Origin of the sequence: Ferrovum myxofaciens, assembly GCF_000735045.1 — a bacterium.
GTDB classification, from domain to species: domain Bacteria; phylum Pseudomonadota; class Gammaproteobacteria; order Burkholderiales; family Ferrovaceae; genus Ferrovum; species Ferrovum myxofaciens.
In genome coordinates, this window is record NZ_JPOQ01000044.1 from 1 (window position 1) to 25512 (window position 25512).

The window sequence follows — 25512 nt, forward strand, 5'->3', positions numbered from 1 at the left end:
AATACGTATGTCATAATCATGATCCTCGTGATAAAGTGCAAAAAACCCTTGCGGGAACGAGGAGGAATTATGTCAACTAATCAAATTGGGGGGGAACATTTCTCCGCGATAGCGGCTTCGTCCAACGACAGCGATCAGCGGACTGGCCGCGAACGTTGGCCGGAACTGCTGCCGAAACCGTCGAAACTCGCAACCGCCAAGGGCTGCTGATCCTCGGGTTTGGAATCAATTCCCATGAGCAATATCCGCAGAATTACCGTTTTCGACTCGTTCGGCTTGATATTGAGAATTCTGCGGATATTGCTCATGGGGATGGCTCGGTCCGAAGAACGTAAGAATTTGCTGCTACGATTGTGAAGCGTCTCGACCGCTCCTTGGCAGACGTAATTTCAGGCGAAACCATCAAGAGTTTATACGGGGATAAGGCAAGGTTGTTAACGACCCTCGCCTAAAGGCGAGGGCTTAAAATTACGGCTCAAGCCGGTACTCGTGTCGGCATTCGCCGACTCACACCACCTTGAAACTATCATCCGGCTCCTCTGGTTTCTGATCCTCAATGTATTTCTTCCACACCTCATCCGTCACATTCCCGCTCGATTCCACCCAATATCCCCTACCCCACAAATGTTGCCCCCAATACCTTTTCTTCAGACCCGGAAACTCCGCAAGTAACTTATGCGAACTCTTCCCCTTCAAGTACTGCACCGCCTTCGATACCGATATATGGGGCGGAATCCCTATCAGCATGTGTACATGATCTCGGTTCACCGCCCCCGCATAGATCGTCAATTCCATGCTTCAACATATCTCCCTCAGCAACTCCCTCGTCCTCGCCCCAACATCCCCCACCAGCACCGGATACCGGTACTTCGTAATCCACACCAAATGATATTTTCAGTCCCATATCGTATGGCTGCCAGCCTTATAATCTTTCATCCCCACATTCTACCCTGTCGCCTAAAGGCGAGGGATTTACGGATCCCCTATAGGGGACTTTAAACTGCTATCGTCCACTGTCGTCCACTGTCGTCCAAGCAAAGCCATCAATTAACGGCATACTGGATGGCATACCAATAAATTATAATACCTTAAAACTATAACAAAATCATGTAATTAGAACTTTTTATTGGCGGAGAGGGTGGGATTCGAACCCACGGTAGGCATATACCTACGCCTGATTTCGAGTCAGGTACATTCGACCACTCTGCCACCTCTCCAGACCGCGATTATAAAGTAAAACTCGTCAGGTGGCAGAACCTTTCAGCGCGGTAGTTTAGCCAGCAAGGATTCCATGAAAGCGCGCACCAATCTTCCTGCCAAGGCTCCTTCCCCCTTTTCAAGGGCCGCCAGAATGGCGTCGTGATCGGCAGCACAGGAGGACAACTCAGCGGACAGGTGCTGAGCCACAAAAGGCAAGCGTGCACGCGTCTGGACGTTTTCCCATACTTCCAGAAACAAATGATTGCCGGACTGCACCACGATGCTTCGATGAAAATTGAGTGCATGTCGACTGTAACGGGTCACATCACGGTCTTGAGCCGACTCGTGTAAGGACGCAAGATCGGCACGCAGGGAATCCAATACCGCATGTGGGCAGGGAACGGCCAATTCTGCCGAACGCTGTTCCAAGATAGCCCGCAAAACATAGGCTTCGGCCATCTCCACCGGATTAGGGGAACGTACACGGGTCCCTTTGTAGCGCAGGGACTCCACTGCACCCATCACTTCCAATTCACGCAGAGCTTCGCGAACGGGGCTCTGACTGACCTGGAATTCCGCCGCCAGATCCAGTTCTACAAAACGATGTCCTGGCGCATAGGTCCCCTCCAGAATACATTCCAGCAAGCGATCGCGAATCTGGTCACGCATGCAACGGCGCGGTAAAGGTTGAGACATCAGGAATGCACTCCCGCAGGGGCAGGGGATTTTTCCGAATCAGAAGAATCCAAATCTGACCACCCACCACCCAGCGCCTTGACCAGAACGATACTGCTCGCCAAGGCCCGCAAGCGTAATTGAGTCGCTCCGGTCAAGGTTAGAGCCGCAGTCCGCTCAGCCTGCAATACCTCGAAACGGTTGGTCAACCCTCCCTCAAAGCGCAGACGAGCCTGTTCCAAGGCCTGCTGCGCTGCCTCGCTGGCTCCATGAGCAGCCTCGGCTTCTTCTTCTAATTCGCGCAGGGCCGCCAATTGATCTTCCACCTCACGCCACGCCCCCAACACGGTATTTCGATAATTGGCCACGCTCTCTTCCCACTGAGCCCGTGCCAAGTCGTTGGCCGCCGCGATCTGCCCTCCATTGAACAGAGGCAACGACAAGGTAGGACCGAAAGACCATAAACGATTGGGGGCCACCAGTAAAGGTCCATAACCCGTATTTCCATAACCCGAGTATCCTGTCAAATTAAAGACAGGAAACCATGCAGCCTTGGCCACCCCGATATTGGCATTGGCAGCTTTCACCTTCTCTTCGGCACTGACCACATCAGGACGTCGTTCCAGCAAGACCGAAGGCATCCCTGGAACGGGATGTAAAGGGGTGGGTAATTCGGCCTCCACCGGGGTAATGTGGAACTCCTCAGGATTTGAGCCCACCAACAGAGCCAGGGCATGTTGCATCCGTTCACGCTGCAGACGCAGTTCATTGAGTTGCTGGCGTGCCATCTGCCAATTCAGATCAGCCTGTGCCTGATCCGGGATGGCGGCCTCGGACCCCGTCACCAATACAGTTGTCAACGCACGGTTATCAGACCAACTATTCACCTGTCGTTCCGTCTCGGATAATTCCACATCAAGCGCGCGCAACGATTCATAATCCAATGCAATTTCGGCTTCCGTAGACAAGGCCAAGGTAGCCAGATCGTCGGCACTGGCACGGGCCTGAGCATCGGCGGCATGGGCAGCATTGCGCAATGCCCCCCAGATGTCCAACTCGTAATTCAGATCCAGTTGAACTTGATTGGTCTGGAATGCAGGATAGTTTTGTACTGGAAAGATCATGGTATGTTCGGAAATTTTCGTCTTCTGGTGCGTCGCCGCAGCTCCGATCATGGGCCATAGATTGGCCCATTGCTCGCGTGCTAACGAACGTCCTTGATCCAGACGAGCCAAGGCCGCCAACAAATTCTGGTTGGCCACCAATCCCGAGTGCTCCAGATCGTCCAATACCGGATCATGAAAAACTTTCCACCAGGTTTGGGAGGTCTCTGTGGCTTTGAAAGGTACCCAGTGCCCATCCTCTACCATTTTCTCCTGATATTGGGATGCAGTGGGCAGGTCAGGGCGGGTGTAGGTAGGCGCGAAGGAGCAACCTGACAACCCAAAGAACAGGCCTGCGATCAGAACCTTTTTCATGGTATTTTCCTAAGTGCGCCAGCCTCACGGGCGACAACTGTCACGCCATCGGCCAGAGAATCAGGGGGACTCACCACCACCCGATCCGACGAACTGATTCCTGCCAGAATTTCGATGCGCTCACCCAAATCCCGTCCCACGATAACGGGTTTCAGAGATACCACTTGATGTTCGTTCACTACGGCCACAGAAGTCCCATTAGCACGAAACACCAGGGTATTGGCCGGCAAAGTCACCGATTGCTTCGCAGCATGGCGAGGAAAATGTACCTCTATATAACTGCCTGGCAATAATATTCCGCCTTCCAGATTAAGTTCCACCAACTCCGTATGATTGATGGGATCGATTGCCTGGGCATGGCGAACCAATTGAGTATTCCAGATCCGCCCCGGAAAAGTACGGGCCTCGATATTGACCGCTCCACCCGCCGGAAGAGATGAAACCTCATCTTCCGGAACCGGGATGTAGGCCCGCAGACGCCGTGCATCTGCCAGATGGAATAGTTCTGTTGCCTTGCCATTGGCTGATCCGCTATCGATCATAGTGCCCACATCCACGTTGCGTGCCGTAATGATCCCGTCCACAGGAGCGACGATCTTCCTAAATCGGTCCAGTGCATGCAGTCGTTCCAGATTGGCCCGTGCCGCATCCAGTGCCGTCTTCTTGGCTTCCGCATCCAAACGTTTATTGTCTGCATCCTGAGGCGATACGGTTTTGGTGGGCAGGAGGGCTGCATACCGTTGCGCCGTCACACGCGCCAGTTCATCATTGGCCTCCGCCGTTCGCATCTCGGCCTCGGCTTGTGCTTCCTGTGCGTCGATATCCGGGGTACTGATCTCGGCAATTTCTTGGCCAGCCTTGACCTTCTGCCCGATGTCCACCGCCCAGTGTTTGAGATACCCTGAGGTATGGGCATAAATCGGAGTTTCCGTCCAGGCCTGCAATTGGCCAGGAAGAATCAGATCGGGCACATGACTTTCCGGCAGGGCATGGGTCACCTCCACCTGCCATTGAGCATCTGCCATCGAATACTGGGCCAGGGCCGTTTGAGCGTGCAAACGGCTCATGATACCCCAAGCCGCAACTCCTACCGCTACCAGAAAAATCAACCCACCAAAGAAACGAGAGGAAATCATGACATAGTCCTTGAGGAAACCGAACGTCTGGAACGAATCAAACTAAACAATACGGGCACGAGAAACAAGGTCGCCACGGTGGCAAACAATAATCCTCCGATGACGGCACGCCCCAAAGGTGCATTCTGCTCTCCGCCCTCCCCCAGTCCCAGAGCCATGGGCAGCATTCCGATGACCATGGCCAGGGCCGTCATCAGCACCGGTCGTAAACGAGTACTTCCCGCTTCGAGCGCCGCCTCCAGCGCCGACAGTCCCTCCGCTACCCGCTCGCGGGCAAAACTGATCACCAGGATACTGTTGGCCGCTCCAACCCCCATACACATCACGGCCCCCGTCAAAGCGGGAACCGATAAGGTCGTGTGGGTAAGAAACAGCATCCACACAATCCCAGCTAAAGCCGCAGGCAAAGCGCCAATGATGATGAGAGGATCGATCCACGACTGAAAATTCACCACGATGAGCAAATACACCAGCACGATAGCGCTCAAAAGACCCCACTCCAGACTGGTAAAGGAATCATGCATGGTTTGCACCTGTCCGCGCACGATCACCTGTGTCCCTTTGGGCAGATACTTTTGGTTTGCATGAATGATTTCCCGAATGCGTTTCGCCACCGTGCCCAAATCGGTTCCCTGAACCGCCCCAAAAATATCGATGGCAGGTTTCACATTGTAGTGACTGACCACGGCGGGCCCTACGCCGTGGCGAAAAGTGGCCAGGTTAGCTAGGATTTGCGGGGGCACCATGGGCGAGGCCACAGTAATAGGCAGTTGGCCCAAATCTCCCACCGACTGCAGACGGTATTGCGGCATCTGTGCCGACACGTTGTACTGCACACCGTTTTTTGGATTGGTCCAGAAACTGGGTGCCGTCTGAAAACTTCCGGACAGGGATGTCATGAGATTACTGGCCACATCCTGCTCCGTATATCCCAAGGTCTCGGCCAGATCACGATTCACTTCAACCTCCACCTGAGGATAGTCGAAGGGTTGCTGGATACGCAGGTCTACGGCCCCCGGGATCGTCTTCAGTTGGGCCAGCAAACGATTGGCAAAAACTCGGTTCTCTGCCAGACGAATCCCCGAGATCTGCACATCCAAAGGGGCAGGCAAGCCAAAATTCAGGATCTGACTGACGATGTCTGCGGGCAGGAAAGCAAAGGAAATGGTCGGAAAATCCTGGTGCAATACCTTTCTCAACTCATGCACTACTTCCGGGGTGGGCGTATGCCCCTTACTCAACGTAATAAAAATATCCGCATCCCCCGGTCCGATGGGCGCGGAGGTACTGTAAGACAAATTGATCCCGCTGTAGGGCAACCCCACCACATCCACTTGGGCATCCAATTGCTTCCCCACATGACGCCGTATATCTTGTTCCACCAAGTCACATAAAGCCGTCGTGTCCTCGATACGCGTCCCACTGGGGGCACGCAAGTGTAACTTGATCTGTCCTGCATCCACCTCTGGAAAAAAATTCTCCCCAATCCACGGGTACAACAGGAACGACAACCCCACCACTCCATAGAAGATCACGATAAAACGACGCGGACGGGCGCGCAACACTTTTTCCAAACGGACATGATAAGCCCCACGCAAACGGTTGAACCCTGCTTCGAAACGCTGCTGGATAACGGCACCCCAATGTCGCGCAGAGTTTCCATGTTCCTGATGTAGCCAGTATTTGGCCAAGGTCGGTACCAGAGTCCGGGACAATATCCAAGAGGCCAACATGGCAAATACCACTGCTTCTGCCAAAGGCACGAAAAGGTAATGGGCTACCCCAGTGAGCAGAAACATGGGGATAAAGACGATACAAATGGCCAGGGTGGACACCAACGAGGGCATGGCGATCTGACGCGCACCATCCAGAATAGCCGTTTCTGTATCTTTACCCTGCTCCAGGTGCCAGTTGATGTTCTCAATGGCCACCGTGGCATCATCTACCAAAATTCCCACGGCCAAGGCCAAGCCGCCCAGGGTCATGATATTGATGGTCTCGCCCAACCACGACAACACAATCAGGGACACCAGTACGGAAAGAGGAATGGAAACGGTGATAATCAGGGTACTACGCCACGATCCCAAAAAAAGCAAGATCATGAGCCCCGTCAAAGCCGCTGCGATCAACCCTTCACGCACCACCCCATCGATCGCCGCCGTCACAAACAGGGACTGATCTCCCGTGGTATGGATATGCATACCCGGGGGCATATCTGCCCGCACCTGTGGCATGAGACCCTTGATGCTGTCGATGATCGTCAGGGTGGATGCCGACCCGGTCTTGAGCACGCTCATCAACACGGCTCGGTGTCCGTCCACTCGTACCACATTGGTCTGCGGGAGCGCTCCATCATAGACATGGGCCACGTCCCGAATATGGATCAGTGCCCCAGAGGGTGTACGCAAAGGGATACCATTCAACTGATCAATATCGGGGAAACTGGCGTTCAACTTCACCACATATTCCCAATGGGCAATTTTTTCCGTTCCGGCCGGAACGATCAGATTCTGAGTGGCCAGGGCACGCGTCACATCATTGGCCGACAAACCATAAGTCCTCAATGCCGCTGGTTCCAGATCCACCTGCACCTGACGCATCTGCCCGCCATAGGGATAAGGAAGAGATGCGCCTGCCACAGTCGCCAATTGAGTGCGAATGAAATTGTTTCCGAAATCGAACAACTGGCCTTCCGTCAAGCGTGAACTGTCCAGTGCCAACTGGATGACCGGCACACTGGACGCGTTATAGGCCAGAATAAATGGGGGAGTCATGCCCGGCGGCATTTGGCGCAAAAGGGTCTGAGAAATGGCAGTGATCTGAGCGACAGCCAGATCCTCGTTGACCCGAGGTTGAAAGAAATACTTCACCACCGCGATCCCATTCAATGACTGGGACTCGATATGCTCGATGTCATTGACCGTGGTGGTGGCGACCCGCTCGGTAAACGAGGTAATGTGGTCGGCCATATCCTGGGGCGGCATGCCCGAATAATTCCACACCACCGACACCACCGGAATATTGATATTGGGCAAAATATCCGTGGGCGTGCGACGAATGCTGAAAACCCCCAGCAGCACGATCAGCAACGCCATCACCAGAAAAGTATGGGGGCGTTGCAAGGCGAGACGAACGATCCACATGACAGGAAAACCCGAAACCAAAAAAACGTATTATGGATTATCGATAATTAGTCGTCAAGACAGTCAAATCGATCTTTTTTCCCGTAAATCCACAACGCTTGACACCTTCAGGCAAAAATCCAAGGCTCCTGCTTGGCCCGGCGTTCTTCATAGGCACGTATCTCATCGGCATGCTGCAAGGTCAACCCGATTTCATCCAATCCGCGCAGCAAGCATTCTTTACGAAACCCATCCACAGCGAATTCAAAAATTTTTCCAGTCGGGGTCGTCAAGGTCTGTACAGACAAATCCACCTGCAATCGATAGCCTTCAGCAGCCTCTACTTCCTTGAATAGGAAATCAACTATTTCTTCTTTTTGAACAATTGGAAGCAATCCATTCTTAAAGCAATTATTAAAGAAAATATCGGCAAAACTGGAAGCGATGATCACCCGAAATCCATAATCATCCAGCGCCCAAGGTGCATGTTCGCGACTTGAACCACAACCAAAGTTCTCCCGCGCCAGGAGAATCTGCCCCCCCTGATAGCGGGGTTGATTGAGGACAAATTCAGGGTTCAGGGGGCGCAAACGATTGTCCTGTCCGGGCTGGCCTTCGTCCAGATAACGCCAGGCATCAAACAGATTGGGACCAAAACCAGCACGATGAATGGATTTGAGAAATTGTTTGGGAATGAGGGCATCGGTATCCACATTGGCCCGATCAAGGGGCACCACGAGACCGTTCAGGGGGGTGAAAGCGCGCATCAAAAGTTCTCCCGAATATCGACAAAATGTCCCGCAATGGCTGCGGCAGCAGCCATCTGTGGGCTAACCAGATGGGTACGTCCGCCCGTGCCCTGCCGTCCTTCAAAGTTCCGGTTGGAAGTAGAGGCACAACGTTCCCCCGGACTGAGACGGTCCTCATTCATACCCAGGCACATGGAACAGCCAGGATGGCGCCATTCAAAACCCGCCTCGAGAAATATCTGATCCAACCCCTCGGCTTCGGCCTGCGCCTTGACCAGTCCAGAACCTGGAACCACCATGGCCAATTTGATGTTGGCCGCCACATGCTTGCCCTTCACCACCGCTGCCGCTGCACGCAGATCCTCGATGCGGGAATTGGTGCAGGAACCAATAAACACCTTGTCCAGAGAAATTCGGATCATGGGCGTATTGGCGATCAGCCCCATGTAAATCAAGGCCCGTTCCATGCTCTGGCGACGCACCAGGTCCTTTTCCAGACGGGGATCGGGCACCTGCCCTGTCACACTCACCACCATTTCCGGCGAAGTACCCCAGGTCACCAGAGGTTCAATGTGTTGAGCCGACAAAGTGACTTCCTTGTCGAACACCGCCCCCTCATCGCTGTGCAAGGTGCGCCAATAGGTGACGGCCTGGCCCCACTGAGCATCGGACGGAGCGTAGGGACGTCCCTTCAGGTAGGCAAAGGTGACATCATCAGCACCGATCAAACCTGCTCGGGCTCCCGCTTCGATGGCCATATTGCACAGAGTCATGCGCCCTTCCATGCTGAGACCCCGAATGGCCTCCCCCGCAAACTCGATGGCATATCCTGTGCCTCCGGCAGTGCCGATATGACCAATGATGTAGAGCGCCACATCCTTGGCCGTCACACCTTCCGGCAGTGTCCCGTCCACGGTGACACGCAGGGTTCTGGAGCGGCGCGCCACCAAGGTCTGGGTGGCCATGACATGTTCCACTTCGGAGGTGCCGATGCCAAAAGCCAAGGCAGCAAAAGCCCCATGGGTACTGGTATGAGAGTCTCCACAAACCACCGTCATGCCCGGCAGGGTAGCCCCCTGCTCTGGTCCCATGACGTGCACAATACCCTGACGCCGATCGCCCATGGGATACAGTGTTACTCCGAATGACTGACAATTCTGGCTCAAAGTTTCCACCTGGAGGCGCGAAACGAGATCATGAATTTCCGTCTGGGTGACAGTGGGCGTATTATGATCCGCAGTGGCCACGATACTTTGCCCCCGCCATAAGGGACGTTCTCCCAGCGTCAGGCCCTCGAAGGCCTGTGGACTGGTCACCTCGTGAACCAGATGGCGGTCAATGTACAACAACGTCGTACCGTCACTTTCTTCACGCACCACATGAGCCCGCCATAACTTGTCATAAAGGGTTTGAGCCGTCATTACCAAGATCCTCCACTGAACGGGTTATTATGACACAACGACCAAGGGTCAGAAAACTCGAGGCAATTTACCCTCTCAAGAATGGCGACTGTAAAAGGATTGTCCAAGCCCCGATGACGACCAATGAATTTCACGTTATATTTGTGCCATGAACACACGTTTACCCTATTTACTCCCGCCCAACCCTACCTTGGGTCTATGTGCGCCCTCCGGCTTCCTGACCGAGCCCGGAGCCTTGGAAATGGCCATCCTGTATTTCTCTGAACACGGTTGGAATGTGCGCGAAGGAACCCATATTCGCAACCGGCACGAGTATTTTGCAGGAACTGATACCGAACGACTGGAAGACTTTCATGAACTGATCCGTGATCCCAAAGTGGATGCCATCATGGCTGCTCGTGGTGGCTATGGCTTGACCCGCCTACTGCCGCATCTGGACTATGACGCCATCGCTACGGCCCGCAAACCCATCATCGGCTTCAGTGATGTCACGGCTCTTCATCTGGCAGTACTGGCGAAAACGGGGCTGGTCACCTTTGCAGGCCCCATGGCCGCCCCCGATTTCGGACATCCACATCGAAGTGCGTTGCACCAGGATCATTTTTTACCCCTGCTGCAAAATGAAACCCACTCGTCCCCCCTCATTCGTTTGCCTTTCACTATTCATGAGGGGGCAGCCGGACTGCGCCTACGCCACCAGATCGGCAACGGACTGGAAGGAATCCTGTGGGGTGGCAACCTGTCCTTGGTGGCTCACCTGGTGGGAACGCCCTATCTGCCTCAGGTAGAGGAAGGGATCCTGTTCCTCGAAGAAGTGAATGAAGAGCCTTACATCATCGAGCGCTGTCTGATGCAGTTGTACCATGCGGGCGTATTCAATTCGGTACGTGCCATCCTGTGGGGCCAGTTCAACCGCTGCGAACCTACCCACGCCTCGGCAGCACCTTATACCCTGGAACAGGTGGTAGATTATCTGCAACACTTAGTCCCCATTCCCTTGTTGCAGAACCTACCCTTTGGTCATGTGCGGGACAAACTCACTCTGCCGGTGGGAGGACGGGTACGAATCACGTTGCCGGACCCTGCCCACTACCAGTTGCATTTCTCTCAATATGGCGTAACAGGTGCTCTTCAAAAGAAATCGGTCACCGAACAGCGCGGTTCGGATTCCCCCTGAATCGAGAGATTCTGCGAGTGCATCAGACGCAATGCAACTCGACGGGACCTCCCCACGAAACTCCATGCTAAGATTCAACTTTTGTGCGGGGAATGGGTATGGCCGGTAATACATGGGGGCGAATGTTTTGTGTCACGACCTTTGGGGAAAGCCATGGCCCCGCGCTGGGTGCCGTAATTGATGGCTGCCCGCCTGGACTGCCCCTCTGCGAAGCCGACATTCAACCTGACTTGGACCGACGCAAACCCGGTACCTCCCGTCATGTCACCCAGCGTCGCGAATCAGATCAGGTACAGATCCTGTCTGGTGTCTTCGAAGGGGTTACCACGGGCACGCCCATCGCCCTCGTGATTCATAACGAAGACCAGCGCAGTCGTGATTACGATAAAATCGCCCAGCAGTTCCGTCCTGGTCACGCCGATTACACCTATCTACAGAAGTATGGGTTGCGCGATCATCGCGGCGGAGGACGTTCCTCCGCCCGAGAAACAGCGGCACGGGTGGCGGCTGGCGCCGTTGCCCGGAAGTGGCTGACACAGCGTTACGGCATCACTATTCGCGGGTACCTGTCCCAATTGGGACCCATTCCCATCACAGCCAAAGACTGGACCGCCATCGACCAAAACCCGTTTTTTTGCCCGGACCCGGATCTCGTCCCTCAACTGGAATCCTTCATGGATGATCTGCGCAAGTCGGGAGACTCCGTGGGGGCACGTCTGAGCGTGGTGGTTAGCGGTCTGCCAGCGGGGTGGGGCGAACCCGTCTTTGACCGTCTGGATGCAGACATTGCCCATGCCCTCATGTCCATCAATGCCGTAAAAGGTGTGGAAATTGGCGACGGGTTTGCCGTAGTGACCCAGCGAGGCACGGAACACGGTGATGAAATGACGCCAGCGGGGTTTCAAAGCAATCATGCGGGCGGAATTCTGGGCGGGATATCCACGGGACAGGATCTCATTGCACACCTGGCCATCAAACCCACATCGAGTATTCGCTTACCCCGTCGTTCCCTCGACCGCCTGGGGCAAGCCGTAGAAGTTCAGACTACCGGACGTCATGATCCCTGTGTCGGCATTCGTGCCACACCCATCGTGGAAGCCATGATGGCCCTTGTTTTGATCGATCATGCGTTGCGCCAGCGTGCCCAGAATGGCGATGTCACACCGCCATTGAAACCTTTCTCCCTCAGGGCGTAGAAGGGGCACCGGACATTTCTGCTGAAGCGGAAGCCAGGGAAGCAAAGTCCATATCGCGGTTTACCAACAGGGTAAAAGGATAGCCTTTCTTGATAATGATCACCGGACCGATGGCCGCTTGTCCGGCAAAACCGATGCTGGCGGTATTCACCAGAATCTGACCCGCCGCATCCGTGGTCAGGTTGTTGCCCATGCCCCCCAGTACGGTCACTCCTCCCGTTGGCTGGGCAATGATCTGAGCCAGTCCGGCCGTCATGAACTGCCCGCCCAGACGTTTCCAGAATCGATTATCTACCTCATCCTGCATGCCTGACTGCCCCTGGTCATCAGAAGCAACCATATCCTCCAACTGAAAACTCACCCCACTGGGCAGGATGAGGCGATGAAAAGAGGCCATCAAACGCTCCTGTCCCGGCAAGATGTGTGCTGCAAACTGCCCGATCAGCCGACTGCCCTTGGGAATGGCCAGCAGGGTTCCATCAATGGAATCGTATACATCCTCGGTAATCTGGGCCGTGATCAATCCGGGCAAATCACTGTTAATCTGGGTAATCAAAACCGCTGGCATGACGGTTCCCTCCAGCACAAGAGCATGATTGGATGGCTGGATCGGTTCCAGAGGAGTCGTGTTCTGGCGTGAACGCACCTTTGCCGGAGGAGTTTGGGGTGCTGCTCCAGGTATGGCCGGGGTTGGATTCCAGGGCGAAGCCACCATCCCTGTCAGAGCAGGTAAGGCCCCTACCCCATTGAGACCTAAGCCCAGAGAAGGGATGTTGGGTGGGACGGATTCACTCCCGGGAAGGATGCCCATCCCCGAACCGGGCTCTGCAATGGAAGATGAACTGCCCGGTGCAGGGGTTGAAAGCGGAACCGGCTGAGCCACTGGCCCCCCAATGGCCAAAATTGGACTGGCAGCAATCTGGGCTGCCTGCTGGACACGGGCCAACTCGATCTGATGCTGGCGTTCCTGCTCAGCCTGACGGGCTTTTTCTCCCGCATCATCCACCAGCGGCGGTGGCGGTCCAGGGTCGGCCATCTGCTCACGCACCAATTCATGCTGCAATGTACTGACCGCCGGGGCCTGTCCCAAGACGACAGTCTGGGCATCGAGGGATGGCGATGATGCTGCCCTTACCCGACCGACCAGAGCCTGAACCCCGAACCCCAGTACCACCGCCAACCCCAATCCTGCAGCCACCCACCAGTGCAAATGGCGACGAACCCTGCCTGGCGGAACTCCCTTTGTCCATTCCTGTGCCTCTTCCCAGAGGCCGGATTGTTCTGCGTCTGGTGCAGACTCGATGCCTGATTCTGGCCGGATATTTTTTTCCACGCCCACCTGTGCCACACCCATGGTTTCCTTTTCTCTCATGGTTTTTGCTCTGGCACCTCCCCCTGCGCTTCGGAGGACTTGCCATAATCCGGATTGATCACTTCAACTTCGGTTCCACCCAACTTGAGCAGAAAACGCGGCATCAGTCGTTGCACCACAAAATAAGGGGGATGAAGCAGATAATTGACCAGTCGGGAACCCTCGGCATCGACCATGAAGACGGCAGGAAGTACCTGGGGGTGTCCCATGTCAATCCAAGTAAAACGTCCATCGTCAAACACTTCCAGAGGACGAAATTCCGCATCTCCTTTGATCGTGTAATGGGTATGCACGCGCCGTGGAATCAGAGAAAAGGGATGAATCGTTTTCCCCGATGGAGAAGACAGGGATTTTTCTTCGTCCAAAATCCACCGCACCCGCATAACCCAGGGTCCCTGGGGGGTAGTACTGCGCAGAACCAGGGAGTAGACGCGCAAGTTGGTTACCAAAGTCCCCGCCGTGAAAAGGTCAGGACGCAACGGCTTGAGAAAAAGATGCCCCGGCAATTCCTCCACGCGCCATTGCAAGGTATCCCCCAGAGCCAATCCCGTGATTTTTTCATGGGGAGCCAACTGCAGGTCTGTAGGAACCCCGGGGACGGTGAGGATTTCCGTTGGAACTTCCGAATCATAAACTTGTACCTGTGTACGAGTCGGCCCCACAGGATCAGAATCTGCCGCTTGAGTCAATAATAAAGCGCAAAGACACCACCCTGCCCTTGCCCAACCCATCGCCATCACGCCGGACCATGGGAACATACGCTTTTTCACCACCGCGAAAAAACCGAGATTCCTGAAGGGCAGGTCATTCATTCATTGCTCCAAATCCGTATTCACCAAAAAGTGCGTGATGAATAGCCCCGCCGGGTTTTTCAGAACTTCCTCCTCGCGCTCGGGAGCCACCACGGAAAAGTGCAAGGTCAGAATGAATTTCTCGCGCTGTGCCATGGGATTTCCGCCATTGCGCCGTTCCGTCACGACACGCAACAGAGCCGCTTCATCCTCGATAAGCGATACACTGGACACCGCTACGGTACGGGTCAAAGTGGGGTCTTTGCGCAACTCGGCCATTGGCTGGTTGCGCTGCACCCAGTCGGTGAATTCCACCGTCGCTTTTCCTCGTGTCAATTGATAAGCATCCGCCAGGTACACAGGGGTCAGGTGCGGATCGAGGGTCAGCAACTGACGCACCCACTGCGCCAGAAAGTAGCGCTTTTCAGACTCCGCCGGGTGATATACCTGAACATGGGTATTGGAAACAGCCACTGCCCCATTTTCCGAGCGATCCAGAACGAAGGGCACCACTGCCTTCAAGGGAAGGAGAAGCACCAAAGCGATACCGCTCAGAAATAACCCCAACCCCAGAACCAAACTGATCAGAAACCAGCGGTTTCGCTCTACCAGCGCCGCCCCCTGCACTTCAAACCATGCTTGTATCACCCGGGGATTGACAATAGGAGGAGTGCCGTCAGGCGGTTCCTCATGCTTCGGGCGACCCGTCCATTTCCCTCTCATCCCCCTCCTCCTTCATGCAGAGGGACTATTGAATCATGTCGAGAGACGCCTGCCGTATCGAATACCACCGTATCTTGACGTAATTTTCTATAGATGTGGTATCTTCCCCCATCCCAACAGACGGGAAAAGATTTCCGTCATAAAAACTTCACACTCCAGGAGCTGGTCATGAGTATCATTTTCCAATCGTTGGGCCGTACCGTCAGCGCGGGTTTTATCCTGCTCGCTCTAATCCTGGCCATGCTTGGAGGGGGCAACCTAGACCTCCTTTCCCACAATTGGTGGACTTTTGCCTTTCGCTGGCTCCACGTCACTGTGGCCATCATGTGGATCGGTCTGCTGTGGTATTTCAATTTCGTCCAGATTCCTTCCATGTCCAAGATCCCGGACGAACAGAAACCTGCTATCTCCAAGATCATCGCACCAGCCGCCCTTTTCTGGTTTCGCTGGGCCGCGTTGGCCACCGTCATCATGGGTCTGGGGCTGGCCTCCATGAATGGATATGTCATGCAGGCTCTGATGCTGCGCGAAGGAGTCGTGCCCATCGGATTGGGCATGTGGATGGGGTTCATCATGGCTTTCAATGTCTGGTTCATCATCTGGCCGAATCAGAAAAAAGCACTCGGGCTCGTCCCTGTGGAAATCATTGAAAAACCCAAAGCAGCCCGGATTGCCCTGCTGACTTCGCGCTTCAATACCATGCTCTCCATCCCCGTAATCTTTTGCATGGTGGCCCAACAGCACGGCGGCTTCTGATCACTGACCCAGTCTCAGCATCCCGCTTGCACCGGACTGAAGTTGTTCGATGCGGGCGAGAAGACGCCCCAGATCCAGGGCATGATTTTTTTTCCAGGTCAGAACCCTTGCCCGCAACTCCACCAAAGACCAGGGACCCTGCGGCTCCGCACTGGCCAAAACCACACCATTGCCGCTATCCAGCGTAGGAAAATGCAGGGTTCGCTCGGTAAAAATGGCGTTCAAGGCACTCAAGGCCGATCGATAACCGCGCTGACGGGTCAATAAATTGGCGCATAGAAAACCGTGTGCGCTCAGGACTCGTCCACAATCCCGATAAAACCTTTCCCCCTGCAACCGTCCTGCACGCGCGCGCGCATCAAAGCCATCCACCAGAATCAGGTCATAAGTTTCGCTGACCTGACTCATGAAGTCCGCACCATCGCCTTCCACCAACGTGATTCGCTCTGAATCCTCCGGCATACGGAAAAACTGACGCGCTGCTTGTACCACGCGCGGATCGATTTCCACCACCGTCAGGTGGGCATGGGGACAATGACGATACAAATACTTGAGCAAGGATGCGGCCCCCAATCCGATCAATAGAATTCGAGTTGGCGTTTCCTCGCATAAAATCAAAGGAAAAATCATAGCGCGGGTATATTCCAATTCCAAAGCCCAAGGACGGGCCACTCGCATGGCCCCTTGCACCCATTCGGACCCGAAATGCAGTGTCCGCACCCCCTCCCCCTCGCGAATATCGATACTCGAAGCAGTCTTGGGAAAAATGGAGGAAGTAGTTGAGTGTTCTGGAGTAAGGGGCTTGGTCATAAGAATTCCTTGAATTATCGTACAACGATTGAAATCTCCAGAGACTAGCAAACTCCGAGACAGCATGCTACAATTCCGGCTTGCCTTTTCAAGCAGTGGTGGCGGTAGCTCAGTTGGTAGAGTCCCGGATTGTGATTCCGGTTGTCGTGGGTTCGAGCCCCATCCGTCACCCCAAATAAATCAATCGGTTAGAAATTTTTGCTGTATAGAATTACAGTTACAAATCCCGCAAAAAATCCCGTCACGGGATTTTTTGCGCTAGAGTCCCCGTCTTTTCACCTCTTTGGCTCGGTCATAAACCCTTGCCGTGGTTGCCGGGTTTGAATGCAAATCCGGCAGCATTCCGGATTGCTTCCGATACTGCGTTACATGGTAAGCACGCAGGTCATGAAAGGTAAAACGCTCTGTAACCACCTTTTCTTCCATTGCTTTCTTGACCAACTTTGACCACAGCGCCTTGAATCCATGGTCGGTATAAGCATTCCCATCTCTGGTTGGGAAAACATAACCAACCCGAGAATCAGCTGCAAGCCCTCGTAGTCGATCCAGAAGTAATGAAAGCGTTCCTGTGACAGTCACAACATCAACTACCACTCTCCCACGCTGTTTTGCGCGTTGAAGCCGAATCTCGCCGCCGCTAATCTGAGGCCATGTCAGTTTCAGGAACTCGGCCCTACGACTCCCAACTAAAGCGCAGAACTCAGCCATGGCAGCGATTATCACCCGTTGACCTCCCTGCTTCTGACACCATGCCAGAAAATCCCGCAATTCGTCCGGACGAATCTCTCGAGTCCTCGGAGTCTCTCGATTACGCCTCACCTGCCTGCAAGGATTGGTTTCGACTATTCCCCGCCTGATCGCAAGTTGCATTAGATTTGAAAGTAGCGCTATCTCACGATTCGCACGCACTGGAGCACTTCGCTTGTCAAGATATGTGGCCACATGGCTGGCTTTGACTTCAGATGCCTGCATACGCCCAAACACGCCAAGAAGTGCCACTGATGACCCTTCGTAATCCTTGCGTGTGAGTTCAGCCAGACTCAGCCATCCTTTGGATTCTCGATATTCACGCCAAATAGCGTTGATTGTCCCAAGGTCCAGCGACTCCCCCGACAAATCTAATACTTTTCGGATCGCATCGTTTTTATCGTTACCCAAAGCAATCCATCGCCCATCTGACATACGATAGCGGTATTGAATTGTGCCATTCTTCCACCGTCTGGCCTCCATGCGAGGAAGCAATCCGGTCTGGCTCTGTCTGTCGCGGTGTCGCATCACCGGATGTTACTCCATTCAGGAGTTGGAGTGGATTTTATGCGGCTCCCAAGTTGCCACTGGATCACGGCCTCCCAAGTCAGCACGACACGCCCGACCCCATTTTTTGCCACATTGAATCCATGAGCCTTTAACCATCCCTCCTGGGACGATGGGCGACTATATCCGGTCAGTACCTTGAGATCATCAGAGCCAAGAAAAGCGGGTTTGTCAGATACGAAGTTCATTTTCCCTGCAATTCTAAGCGCAGTCCCGGATTGACCCTCTCCAGAACCGGGAAAATTTCATCGTGAATAGCGGGGGGGAGGTATGAATCAGTGCTGAGTGGCTTTTGGGGCGGGAAATCCATGACTTCGACCCATACCTTCAACAAGACCGAGTAGAGTTCTTGTACTTGTGATTCGAGTGTGTTGTCACAGCGGTCAGCAGTCATCTTCGCACCCTTGGGGACAGGTGAAAGGATAATACCCTGCGGGTAAACTCTATGTCAATACCTTCGGGTAAACATTTCCGGGTAATGATGGGAATTTACGACGACCGGTTTTCTACTCCTGAAATTCGCCTCCGCGCGAAACGACTGCCACAATCTGGTGCATCTTCTCTATCTGATCAAGAGGCACACAAACATTCTTTTGGTTATTGTTTATTGAGCCTAGAGAGACCTCACTGTCGCGAATGTAAAGAAATTCCTTGATCATTTTTCGGCAGTCTTTCAGGAAAACCAACACATCATCACCGGGGATTGGTTGATTTTCCGGGTGGATGACCAGGTACTCACCGCTCTTGATTCTTGGGGCTAAAAAATCCCCTCGAACTTTTAAGGTATAGCGTTGCTTTCCAGACGGCCAGACAAATCCTGGGGGTTCAGAATCTTCTATATACCCGGATTCGTCGCCATGAACTATACCTGCGAAACAAGCGCTCTTTACAGCCGGTTCATCAAAATTATGGATCTTGGGATAACTGGTAGCGGGTTCGGCTACGGAAAGTCGAGTAATGTCTAGCCATCCATGCGGAAGGTTGAAAGCTTGTTCAATTACATCGACCATCTCGTCAGCAATGCGTTTTTTTCCGGCTTTACCTTCGGGATAGATCATTCTGGAAACATAGGAGGGCTCTCGACCAAGTTTGCGCGCAAGCTCCACCGCTTTCCCGTTGCATCGGGTATCGCGGAGTTCTATCAGACGGAGTCTACGACTTTCATACTTATCCATTTGCTGATTTTCCACTTTATGTACCGGAAGGTAAATAACCTTCGGGTATTGATTTATAGTTTACCCTAAGGTAAACTCGCGTTGTTTCTAATCACGGGAAGATTTTTTATGAAACCCATCCTCCTCGCATATCTACGCACGCTATCAGTATCTCAGAAAGACGAACTTGCACACGCTTGTAACACATCAATAGGATATATCCGTAAAGCCTGTAGCAAGGGGCAACTGCTAAGTCCGGAACGATGCGTGTTAATTGAGCAAATAAGTCAAGGGGTTGTAACACGAAAGGATCTGCGCCCTGACGATTGGCATTTGATATGGCCCGAAAAAAAACAGGATTGGTCAATGCCCTTAACTCAAGGATCCACAAACTGAAAATTCCCTCAAGGGGGGTTGTATGAGCATTGCAATCATGACTGAGGTGTGGAAAACAACTTTACCTTTGGCAAGAAAGATGGTGCTTCTGGCTCTGGCGGATAACGCAAATGACCAGGGGGAGTGTTATCCGTCGATCAGCATGATTGGTTCAAAGTGCTCCCTGAAAGAACGGGCCGTTTACGACTGTTTGAAACAACTTGAGGTCGATGGTTTTTTAATGCGGCTATCGAGATCGGGGAGAAGTAGCGTCTATCGAATTACCGCTCCTCCCAACTGGCCAACCCCTGCATTTAATGCACCCCTGCATAATATGCATCCCTTTCCTGTGGATAAGTCACCCCCTACCCCTGCACAATATGCACCCATAACCATCACTGAACCATCACTTAACCAAAAGCGCAGCAAAGCACCTGTGGATAACTTTTCTCCAGTCGCGGATGCTGCCGACGAAAACCCCGCCGCGCTTTTGTCTGTTGCCACAGAAAATCTTGTCTCAAACCTGGTGGCACTGGGCGTGAAAATCACCACCCACGATCCGCTTGCCAGGGACTGGATTGAACGAGGCGTGACAGCTCAGATTGCACGCTGGGCAGTGGCTATCGCCCGGCAACGCAAACCGAAAGGTTCAATTCCGCCGCGCTATTTGCACCCAATCATCGAAGAAATCATGACCAGCCCTGGCGTATCAGGCATTCAGCGAGGGCCACCGGGTTGGTGGAACAACGAGGCCGGGACCTTGGCCATGGGCCAGACCCTTGGGGTTATTCCGCTACGGGGGGAATCGATGCCGGAGTTTCGATCACGGATTCAGATCGAAATCGAAAAGCTGAAAAAACAAACACAACGGAGGGCATGATGGAACTGATTGGCTTTGAAAACGAGCGCATAGCCGCTGACAGTGAACGCGAATTTCAAAAAACTCCCATTGATCGGATCCGGTCGGACAAATCACAACCTCGTCGCAATTTTGACGAGGAAGCCCTGGAAGACCTGGCGAAATCGATGGACATGGTTGGCCAGTTACAGCCCATCGGGATACGCCGTTCAGGTTCGGACTGGATGATTGTCTATGGCGAACGCCGGTTGCGGGCGGCCCATCGGTTGGGATGGGCAATGATCAATGCGATTGTCTACAATCTCCCGGCGCATAACATGGCCGTGGTGCTTCAGGCGTGTGAAAACCTGCACCGGATTGATCTTGGGCTGAACGAGTACGTCGAAGTCGTCCTGCGTCTGAAAGAGGCTGGAATGGAACCGGGAAGTATCAGCCGGGCCTTGTCGAAGAACGAACGATGGGTAGGCAACCTGCTGTCGATTGCCCGGGACCCCTTGGCACGGGCGTTGATCGAGGGGGGGCGGCTGAATAGCGCAGATGCCTGGGAACGCTTCAAGAACTTACAGCCAGAAGCGCGGAAAATCGTTCTGGATTCGACAGAACCGATCACCTGGCCTCGATGTGAATCTGCCAAACAGCAGGTACAAAAATTGGCAGGTAAACGCCAGTCAAGCATCCCTTTACCACCCGTGGACAAACAGGATTGTCAGACTTCGGTTGAATTCGTGGAGACAGCGGAAAAAGATTTTCCAGAGATGAAAATGGTCATGGCTTCAGGCGTGAAGAATCCCCAGGCACGGAGCGGGCGTGCTCCCGTGAACAGCGAAGAAACGGGTTTTCTCATTCAACTGCCGGTTCGGATTTGCGAGAAACTTATTCCGGGGTCTGGGGAGAAAGTGGCACAAGGATCACGGCTGAGTGATTTGCAGAAAAACTTTGTTCAGGTGATTGAGGAGTTGGTCGATGCTCACTGCTGATGAACTGTTTCAGGAATTGCGGGGTGAGGCCCATAAGTTTTCCAGGTGTTGCATCTTGCCGGTTGAGGATATCCGGCAGGAGCTATACCTCATGTGCATTGAAGTTACGACCGGAAAAAGTCTGTACAACCCGATCCTGGGAACTGTTCGGGAATACATCATGGGGAGGCTATGGGGTCTCGTGCGCCGCTGGCGCGAATCGGACCCGCTTCCGGATGAAGTGGAAGGAGATGCCATGGCCCCGAATTATCTTCGGGTTCAATCGGTGGAACAGCAACTGATTGATCGTCTGGATCGGGAGGAAAGGGAATATGCTCTCAATGGTCATGGCAAGAGCAAGCCCGACAAGCCCCAGACATCCATCCATATCGTCTGCAATGTCCTGTCCCGACGGGATGCTGCAAAGTTCCTGGGCATTACGAGAGAAGCAGTTCGGCAGCGAGTCCACAGGGAAGAAAAACACCTAAACAGGAGTCAAAACACGACTTATGTGGAATTGTAGAGGGTGGATAAAGCTTGGTTCCACAAGTATGCATAACACCACTGACAATCTCTCACGGCCTCGCCAGCCATGGTTCTGGATATCGGCAATTTATGGCAGAAACTGCCATAATGTTATTCACATCCCCCCCTGCGGCCTGGGAGAAAACTATGTCGATAAACATCTCATTACCCATCGAACTAGAAGTGCGTGTTCGTCAGAAGGTTGAGCCGGGTCTGTACGATTCCGCCTGAGGTTGGGCGGACTTTTTTTTGCTCGAACGAGGCTGATTCATGGCCCGTCCTAGTTGGAATTCGACTTTTGAGCCAGACCTTAAAAAAATTCAATTGGTTGGGTTTGTTGCTGAAATGGCAACTCTGAACCTATTGCGGTCACACGTACACCCAGATATGCTGTCATTTGAACGACTGCTGCACTTCGAAACCGGTCGGAAGGCCAATTCACACTGCTCGGCCTGAGCCGATGTTGACGGCGTGCTTCTGATCGGTCGGCAGTGCGCCGGTTTCCCGCCGTTCGGCCTACGAGCCCGTTGAACGGCAGTTTCGTTTTCCACCGAGCTCACACATCGCGCCCTTTGCTGACGGTCGGGTTTCTCCGTCTGCTCCGGCTTGACCGACTTCAGTTGATTGAACCTCGACCGGGCAATCGAATCCGCCTTCGGGTCGCACGCGATTTCGAATGGTTACCCGGCCCCATCTCCCTCTCCGATCACCATCGCGGTGGGAGATTTATTGGCTGAAATCGTCAAAAATTAGATGGGTACTTAGAATCGACTATTGCAAATAATATATAGACTGGTCTATAATTGTCGTCATGGCTAGAAAGGGCGAACAAACTCGAGAACGGCTGCTCGCTGCCACGCTCAATCTGATCGAGAGGCACGGCTTTCACAATGTCGGTCTGCAACGGATTCTCAATGAGAGCAGCACCCCCAAGGGATCTTTGTATTTCCACTTTCCTGGTGGCAAGGACCAATTGGTGGCGCAGGCGCTCGCAATGGGATCGCAGGCGATTGGGGCGCTGATGCAGCAATGCTTTCAGGCACCCTCGGCAGCCGCGGGCATTGAATTTGTCGCGCGCGAGTTGGAGGGACGGCTGCAAGCGTCGGATTTCCAAAAAGGCTGCCCGGTGGCCACGGTTGCCTTGGAGGTGGGCGATGAGCATCCAGAAGTGCGTCGTGCTTGCGAACAGGCCTACGCAGACTGGTTGGACGCCATCGCCACCGCCTTGAAACGGCATGGTGCGACAGCGATACGAGCTCGCGAGGATGCTCTGATGATCCTGTCTTCGATTGAAGGCGCCCTGATTTTGGCCCGGGCTACTCGCAGCGTTCAGCCTCTCCGAACCATCTGCCGCATGCTGGTAACGCGGCTGCAGGAGGTGCCCGCGATGTCCGATCAATGAGACCTTTTTTGACCAACTAATATATAGACCGGTCTAGTTAATAAATCAGGAGGTATCTATGCTGTCCTTGCAAACCGAACCGAAAACAATACTAGTTACAGGCGCCAACGGTTTTATCGGCAAGTGGCTGGTACCGGTTCTGCTCCGGCGCGGACATCGGGTGATCGCCGCCCTACGCGACGTCGCACAGCAGGAAGCCGGCTATCGCACTTGGCTGACTCGGCGGGGCCTGCGGGAGCCGGACATCCGCTTCGTGAACCTCAATCTAGAGAACATCATCCGCTTCGAACAGGCGCTGTCGCCAGCCGAGTCCAGCATCGAAGTCGTGTTCCATTTGGCGGCGGCCTTTGCCTGGAACCTGGCGCCAACTCAAGCACAACGCATCAACGTCGACGCCAGTGAGTCCTTGGTGCGCTGGGCTGCGCGTCTTCCTTTGCTGCAGCGCTTCGTCTGGATCGGCGGTTACCGAATTGCCGCCGACGAACCAGGCGACGAAACCGCATGGTACCGGCGGCTGGGCGGATATGAAGCCTCTAAGCGCATCGCTCACCGGCACCTAATCGCCGAATGCACCCGCTTACGGCTACCATGGACCGCCCTCAACCCGGCGGCGGTAATTGGCGACAGCCAAGACGGCGAAACCACCCAGTACCTCGGAATCGGCGAGATGGTCGAGCAACTCTTTCACGGCCGGTTGCCTGCCCTGCCCGGCAATCCCGATACTTTCATACCGCTGTGCCACGTCGACTATGTTGCGGAATTCGCGGCCCGAATACTCGACTATGCGGAGTCCGCCAACCGCCAGTACTGGCTGCTGGACCCGGACACCCCCCGACTCCACGACTTGTTGCGCCTGGTGGGCAGCATTCTGGGCGTGCCCGTGCCACAGCGTTTTGTCTCGACCGGCGTGTTGAAACGGCTGCCTGCCGCCTTGCTTCCCGGAGCCAAGGAGACCTTGAGCTTCCTGGCGGAAGACCGCTACGACACCGTTCCCGCACAGGTCTTGGCGCAGCGCATGGGAATCGATGGACTGATCAAGACGCGCAACCTGGCGCCTTGGATTGCCAAATTGGTCAGCGCCGACTTCGGTTCCGGCGCGTATCGATCAAATCCCGTAGGCCATGAACCTGCCCAAGCAGGATTCGAACGGGGGCAATGGGTCAAGCGCCTGCCCGGCGACGGCACCCCCATTGTCTATTTGCACGGCCTACCCCTTAATGGCGACAGCTGGGATGCCGTTCGCAGCCACCTAGACAATCCCGCCATCATCCCGGACCTACCGGGGATGGGACGCTCGGGAACGGTGGAAGCCATCGGTCAAGCCTGGCTGGATCGGCTGGTGACCGAGCCTGCCGTTCTGGTGGGCCACTCGCTGGGTGCGGGCATTGCTTTGGCATTTGCGCGCCGCCACCCGGACAAGGTCAAGGCCTTGGTGCTGGTGTCACCTTTCTTCCTGCAGGCACGACCGCCAATGCTGCTGCGGGTGTCTTCACTGGGCAGGCTGCTTTTTCGCCTTCTGCCGAAGACGACCTTCGCTCACCAGATACATCCCGATGGTCTAAACCACGTATCGATCGCCAGCGCCTTCACGTCGCTGGAACGCCCGTCCGTGCGTGTCCAGACGTTCACCCGCCTGGCGCAAGCGAGCGGCGAGTCGGAACGCGCACGCTTCCGCCAATGGCTATCGGAACTGAAACAAATACCGATCCATTTGATCGTAGGCGCGCAGGATCCCTTGTTGCATCTCTGGAACGGCCCAGTCACGGTTATTGCCGATACCGGTCACAATCCCCAGTTGACACACCCGGAGCGGATAGCGGAGGTCGTCGCCAGAGTAGCCTAGTCATTCGTGCTGCCCACTGCCTCCGCCGCGACATGGCCTTCAAGCCAACTGCTGAACTCCGTGGCAACGGGGTCGTTCGTCATGTTCGACCATCCTAGAATATGAGTTGGCAATTATCAGAAGAGCAAGAGGTTCTGTTAGTTGGCGCATGCCCCTATCGACTACGCATTGCTCGTTGAGGTTACAGCGGCAGAAATCGGATCTGCGGACAGCGCAGGGTCGAGTGTATGAGTTCATTAGGTGGGGAAACTCACCCTCAACGGCTTGGCGGTACCACGGTCTGCTGACTGTCAGATCGTTGTCGTTCGTTCGGCTCAGGCCCAAAGACCGGAATGGCCGACCTCCAGTCCGTGGGTTGACGCGCCAAGCGTCCGCTCAACTCGGATACCTGCCTTTGAACCCATGACTGTTCATCCGTCAGCAATGAGGCGGTAGCCGTCTGTGGAATTGCGAAGGGCACCGACAGCAGAGAACCTGA

General features: G+C 54.3%; 24 protein-coding genes, 2 tRNA genes and 2 pseudogenes. 12 read left to right on the plus strand and 16 right to left on the minus strand.

All coding sequences use genetic code 11. From position 1 onward, the window contains the following. On the plus strand, positions 1-210 hold a 210-nt coding region (locus tag IV91_RS19115), incomplete at its 5' end, for a hypothetical protein (protein ID WP_035417392.1). A 297-nt stretch (positions 211-507) separates the two neighbouring features. Here IV91_RS19115 and tnpA read toward each other — a convergent pair. The 8 genes and pseudogenes from tnpA to leuC all read right to left on the minus strand — a co-directional run bounded on the left by tnpA (position 508) and on the right by leuC (position 9781). Next, positions 508-885: pseudogene (tnpA, locus tag IV91_RS15710) on the minus strand (IS200/IS605 family transposase). Positions 886-1127: 242 nt separating this feature from the next. After that, positions 1128-1217, minus strand: a tRNA-Ser gene (locus IV91_RS0107140). Positions 1218-1260: 43 nt separating this feature from the next. Continuing rightward, positions 1261-1896 carry a GntR family transcriptional regulator gene (locus IV91_RS15715; RefSeq protein WP_035417394.1) on the minus strand — a complete coding sequence of 212 codons (636 nt, stop codon included), beginning with the start codon at positions 1894-1896 and terminating at the stop codon, positions 1261-1263. Continuing rightward, positions 1896-3353 (minus strand): efflux transporter outer membrane subunit, encoded by a 1458-nt coding sequence (locus tag IV91_RS0107150; protein WP_051862259.1) that lies wholly within the window; start codon positions 3351-3353, stop codon positions 1896-1898. Before IV91_RS0107150 ends, IV91_RS15715 begins: the two co-directional genes overlap by 1 nt. After that, on the minus strand, positions 3350-4489 hold the full coding sequence (locus tag IV91_RS0107155) for an efflux RND transporter periplasmic adaptor subunit (RefSeq protein WP_035417396.1): 1140 nt from the start codon (positions 4487-4489) through the stop codon (positions 3350-3352). Before IV91_RS0107155 ends, IV91_RS0107150 begins: the two co-directional genes overlap by 4 nt. Further along, the gene (locus tag IV91_RS0107160; protein ID WP_031597188.1) at positions 4486-7632 is read right to left on the minus strand and encodes an efflux RND transporter permease subunit; all 3147 of its coding nucleotides are present in this window, start codon (positions 7630-7632) and stop codon (positions 4486-4488) included. The genes IV91_RS0107155 and IV91_RS0107160 overlap by 4 nt, the downstream gene beginning before the upstream one ends. A gap of 107 nt (positions 7633-7739) precedes the next feature. After that, a complete protein-coding gene (gene leuD / locus IV91_RS0107165; protein ID WP_031597190.1) occupies positions 7740-8378 on the minus strand; it encodes a 3-isopropylmalate dehydratase small subunit in 639 nt (212 codons plus the stop codon). Beyond that, complete coding sequence (gene leuC, locus IV91_RS0107170) at positions 8378-9781, minus strand: 3-isopropylmalate dehydratase large subunit (protein WP_031597192.1); 1404 nt, start codon at positions 9779-9781, stop codon at positions 8378-8380. Before leuC ends, leuD begins: the two co-directional genes overlap by 1 nt. A 148-nt stretch (positions 9782-9929) precedes the next feature. Between leuC and IV91_RS0107175 the strand changes: the two genes are divergently transcribed. Next, a complete protein-coding gene (locus IV91_RS0107175) occupies positions 9930-10958 on the plus strand; it encodes a S66 peptidase family protein (protein ID WP_051862261.1) in 1029 nt (342 codons plus the stop codon). A 98-nt stretch (positions 10959-11056) separates the two neighbouring features. Then, positions 11057-12154: a chorismate synthase gene (gene aroC, locus IV91_RS0107180; RefSeq protein WP_031597196.1), complete on the plus strand. Its 1098-nt coding sequence runs from the start codon at positions 11057-11059 to the stop codon at positions 12152-12154. Here aroC and IV91_RS16760 read toward each other — a convergent pair. Genes IV91_RS16760 through IV91_RS0107195 form a run of 3 tightly spaced genes read right to left on the minus strand, consistent with a single transcriptional unit; the run spans position 12144 to position 15040 of the window. Further along, positions 12144-13526 carry a TrbI/VirB10 family protein gene (locus IV91_RS16760; RefSeq protein WP_031597197.1) on the minus strand — a complete coding sequence of 461 codons (1383 nt, stop codon included), beginning with the start codon at positions 13524-13526 and terminating at the stop codon, positions 12144-12146. The genes aroC and IV91_RS16760 overlap by 11 nt on opposite strands. Further along, positions 13523-14338, minus strand: a complete 816-nt coding sequence (locus IV91_RS0107190) for a TrbG/VirB9 family P-type conjugative transfer protein (RefSeq protein WP_031597198.1) — start codon at positions 14336-14338, stop codon at positions 13523-13525. The genes IV91_RS16760 and IV91_RS0107190 overlap by 4 nt, the downstream gene beginning before the upstream one ends. Then, complete coding sequence (locus IV91_RS0107195; protein WP_031597199.1) at positions 14339-15040, minus strand: VirB8 family type IV secretion system protein; 702 nt, start codon at positions 15038-15040, stop codon at positions 14339-14341. Between the two features lie 168 nt (positions 15041-15208). Between IV91_RS0107195 and IV91_RS0107200 the strand changes: the two genes are divergently transcribed. Next, positions 15209-15796 carry a urate hydroxylase PuuD gene (locus tag IV91_RS0107200; protein ID WP_031597200.1) on the plus strand — a complete coding sequence of 196 codons (588 nt, stop codon included), beginning with the start codon at positions 15209-15211 and terminating at the stop codon, positions 15794-15796. Here IV91_RS0107200 and IV91_RS0107205 read toward each other — a convergent pair whose 3' ends face one another. Beyond that, positions 15797-16606, minus strand: coding sequence for a fused MFS/spermidine synthase (locus IV91_RS0107205; protein ID WP_084189971.1), 810 nt, complete (start codon positions 16604-16606; stop codon positions 15797-15799). Between the two features lie 98 nt (positions 16607-16704). Here IV91_RS0107205 and IV91_RS0107210 point away from each other — a divergent pair. Beyond that, positions 16705-16780 (plus strand) — tRNA-His (locus tag IV91_RS0107210). Positions 16781-16864: 84 nt separating this feature from the next. On the opposite strand, the gene IV91_RS0107215 is transcribed toward IV91_RS0107210, so the two are convergent. From IV91_RS0107215 to IV91_RS17185, 3 genes are all read right to left on the minus strand, one after another. Next, complete coding sequence (locus tag IV91_RS0107215) at positions 16865-17881, minus strand: tyrosine-type recombinase/integrase (RefSeq protein WP_150112412.1); 1017 nt, start codon at positions 17879-17881, stop codon at positions 16865-16867. After that, positions 17881-18108, minus strand: coding sequence for a DUF4224 domain-containing protein (locus IV91_RS0107220; RefSeq protein ID WP_031597205.1), 228 nt, complete (start codon positions 18106-18108; stop codon positions 17881-17883). Before IV91_RS0107220 ends, IV91_RS0107215 begins: the two co-directional genes overlap by 1 nt. A gap of 318 nt (positions 18109-18426) precedes the next feature. Beyond that, positions 18427-19095, minus strand: coding sequence for a S24 family peptidase (locus IV91_RS17185; RefSeq protein ID WP_031597207.1), 669 nt, complete (start codon positions 19093-19095; stop codon positions 18427-18429). Between the two features lie 108 nt (positions 19096-19203). On the opposite strand from IV91_RS17185, the gene IV91_RS19695 reads away from it, so the two are divergent. From IV91_RS19695 to IV91_RS0107255, 7 genes and pseudogenes are all read left to right on the plus strand, one after another. Further along, positions 19204-19470: a transcriptional regulator gene (locus tag IV91_RS19695; RefSeq protein ID WP_084189973.1), complete on the plus strand. Its 267-nt coding sequence runs from the start codon at positions 19204-19206 to the stop codon at positions 19468-19470. 22 nt (positions 19471-19492) lie between these two features. After that, on the plus strand, positions 19493-20329 hold the full coding sequence (locus IV91_RS16770; protein ID WP_051862263.1) for a helix-turn-helix domain-containing protein: 837 nt from the start codon (positions 19493-19495) through the stop codon (positions 20327-20329). Continuing rightward, positions 20326-21285 (plus strand): ParB/RepB/Spo0J family partition protein, encoded by a 960-nt coding sequence (locus IV91_RS0107240; RefSeq protein WP_084189975.1) that lies wholly within the window; start codon positions 20326-20328, stop codon positions 21283-21285. Before IV91_RS16770 ends, IV91_RS0107240 begins: the two co-directional genes overlap by 4 nt. Further along, complete coding sequence (locus IV91_RS0107245; protein WP_031597211.1) at positions 21272-21787, plus strand: hypothetical protein; 516 nt, start codon at positions 21272-21274, stop codon at positions 21785-21787. Before IV91_RS0107240 ends, IV91_RS0107245 begins: the two co-directional genes overlap by 14 nt. A gap of 598 nt (positions 21788-22385) precedes the next feature. Next, positions 22386-22523 (plus strand): annotated as a pseudogene (locus IV91_RS19700) (transcriptional regulator); the annotation flags it as partial. Between the two features lie 77 nt (positions 22524-22600). Then, positions 22601-23191 (plus strand): TetR/AcrR family transcriptional regulator, encoded by a 591-nt coding sequence (locus IV91_RS0107250; RefSeq protein ID WP_031597213.1) that lies wholly within the window; start codon positions 22601-22603, stop codon positions 23189-23191. A 58-nt stretch (positions 23192-23249) separates the two neighbouring features. Then, positions 23250-25034, plus strand: coding sequence for an alpha/beta fold hydrolase (locus tag IV91_RS0107255; RefSeq protein ID WP_031597215.1), 1785 nt, complete (start codon positions 23250-23252; stop codon positions 25032-25034). Positions 25035-25290: 256 nt separating this feature from the next. On the opposite strand, the gene IV91_RS17870 is transcribed toward IV91_RS0107255, so the two are convergent. After that, positions 25291-25494 carry a hypothetical protein gene (locus IV91_RS17870; protein WP_150112414.1) on the minus strand — a complete coding sequence of 68 codons (204 nt, stop codon included), beginning with the start codon at positions 25492-25494 and terminating at the stop codon, positions 25291-25293. Positions 25495-25512 lie beyond the last annotated feature (18 nt).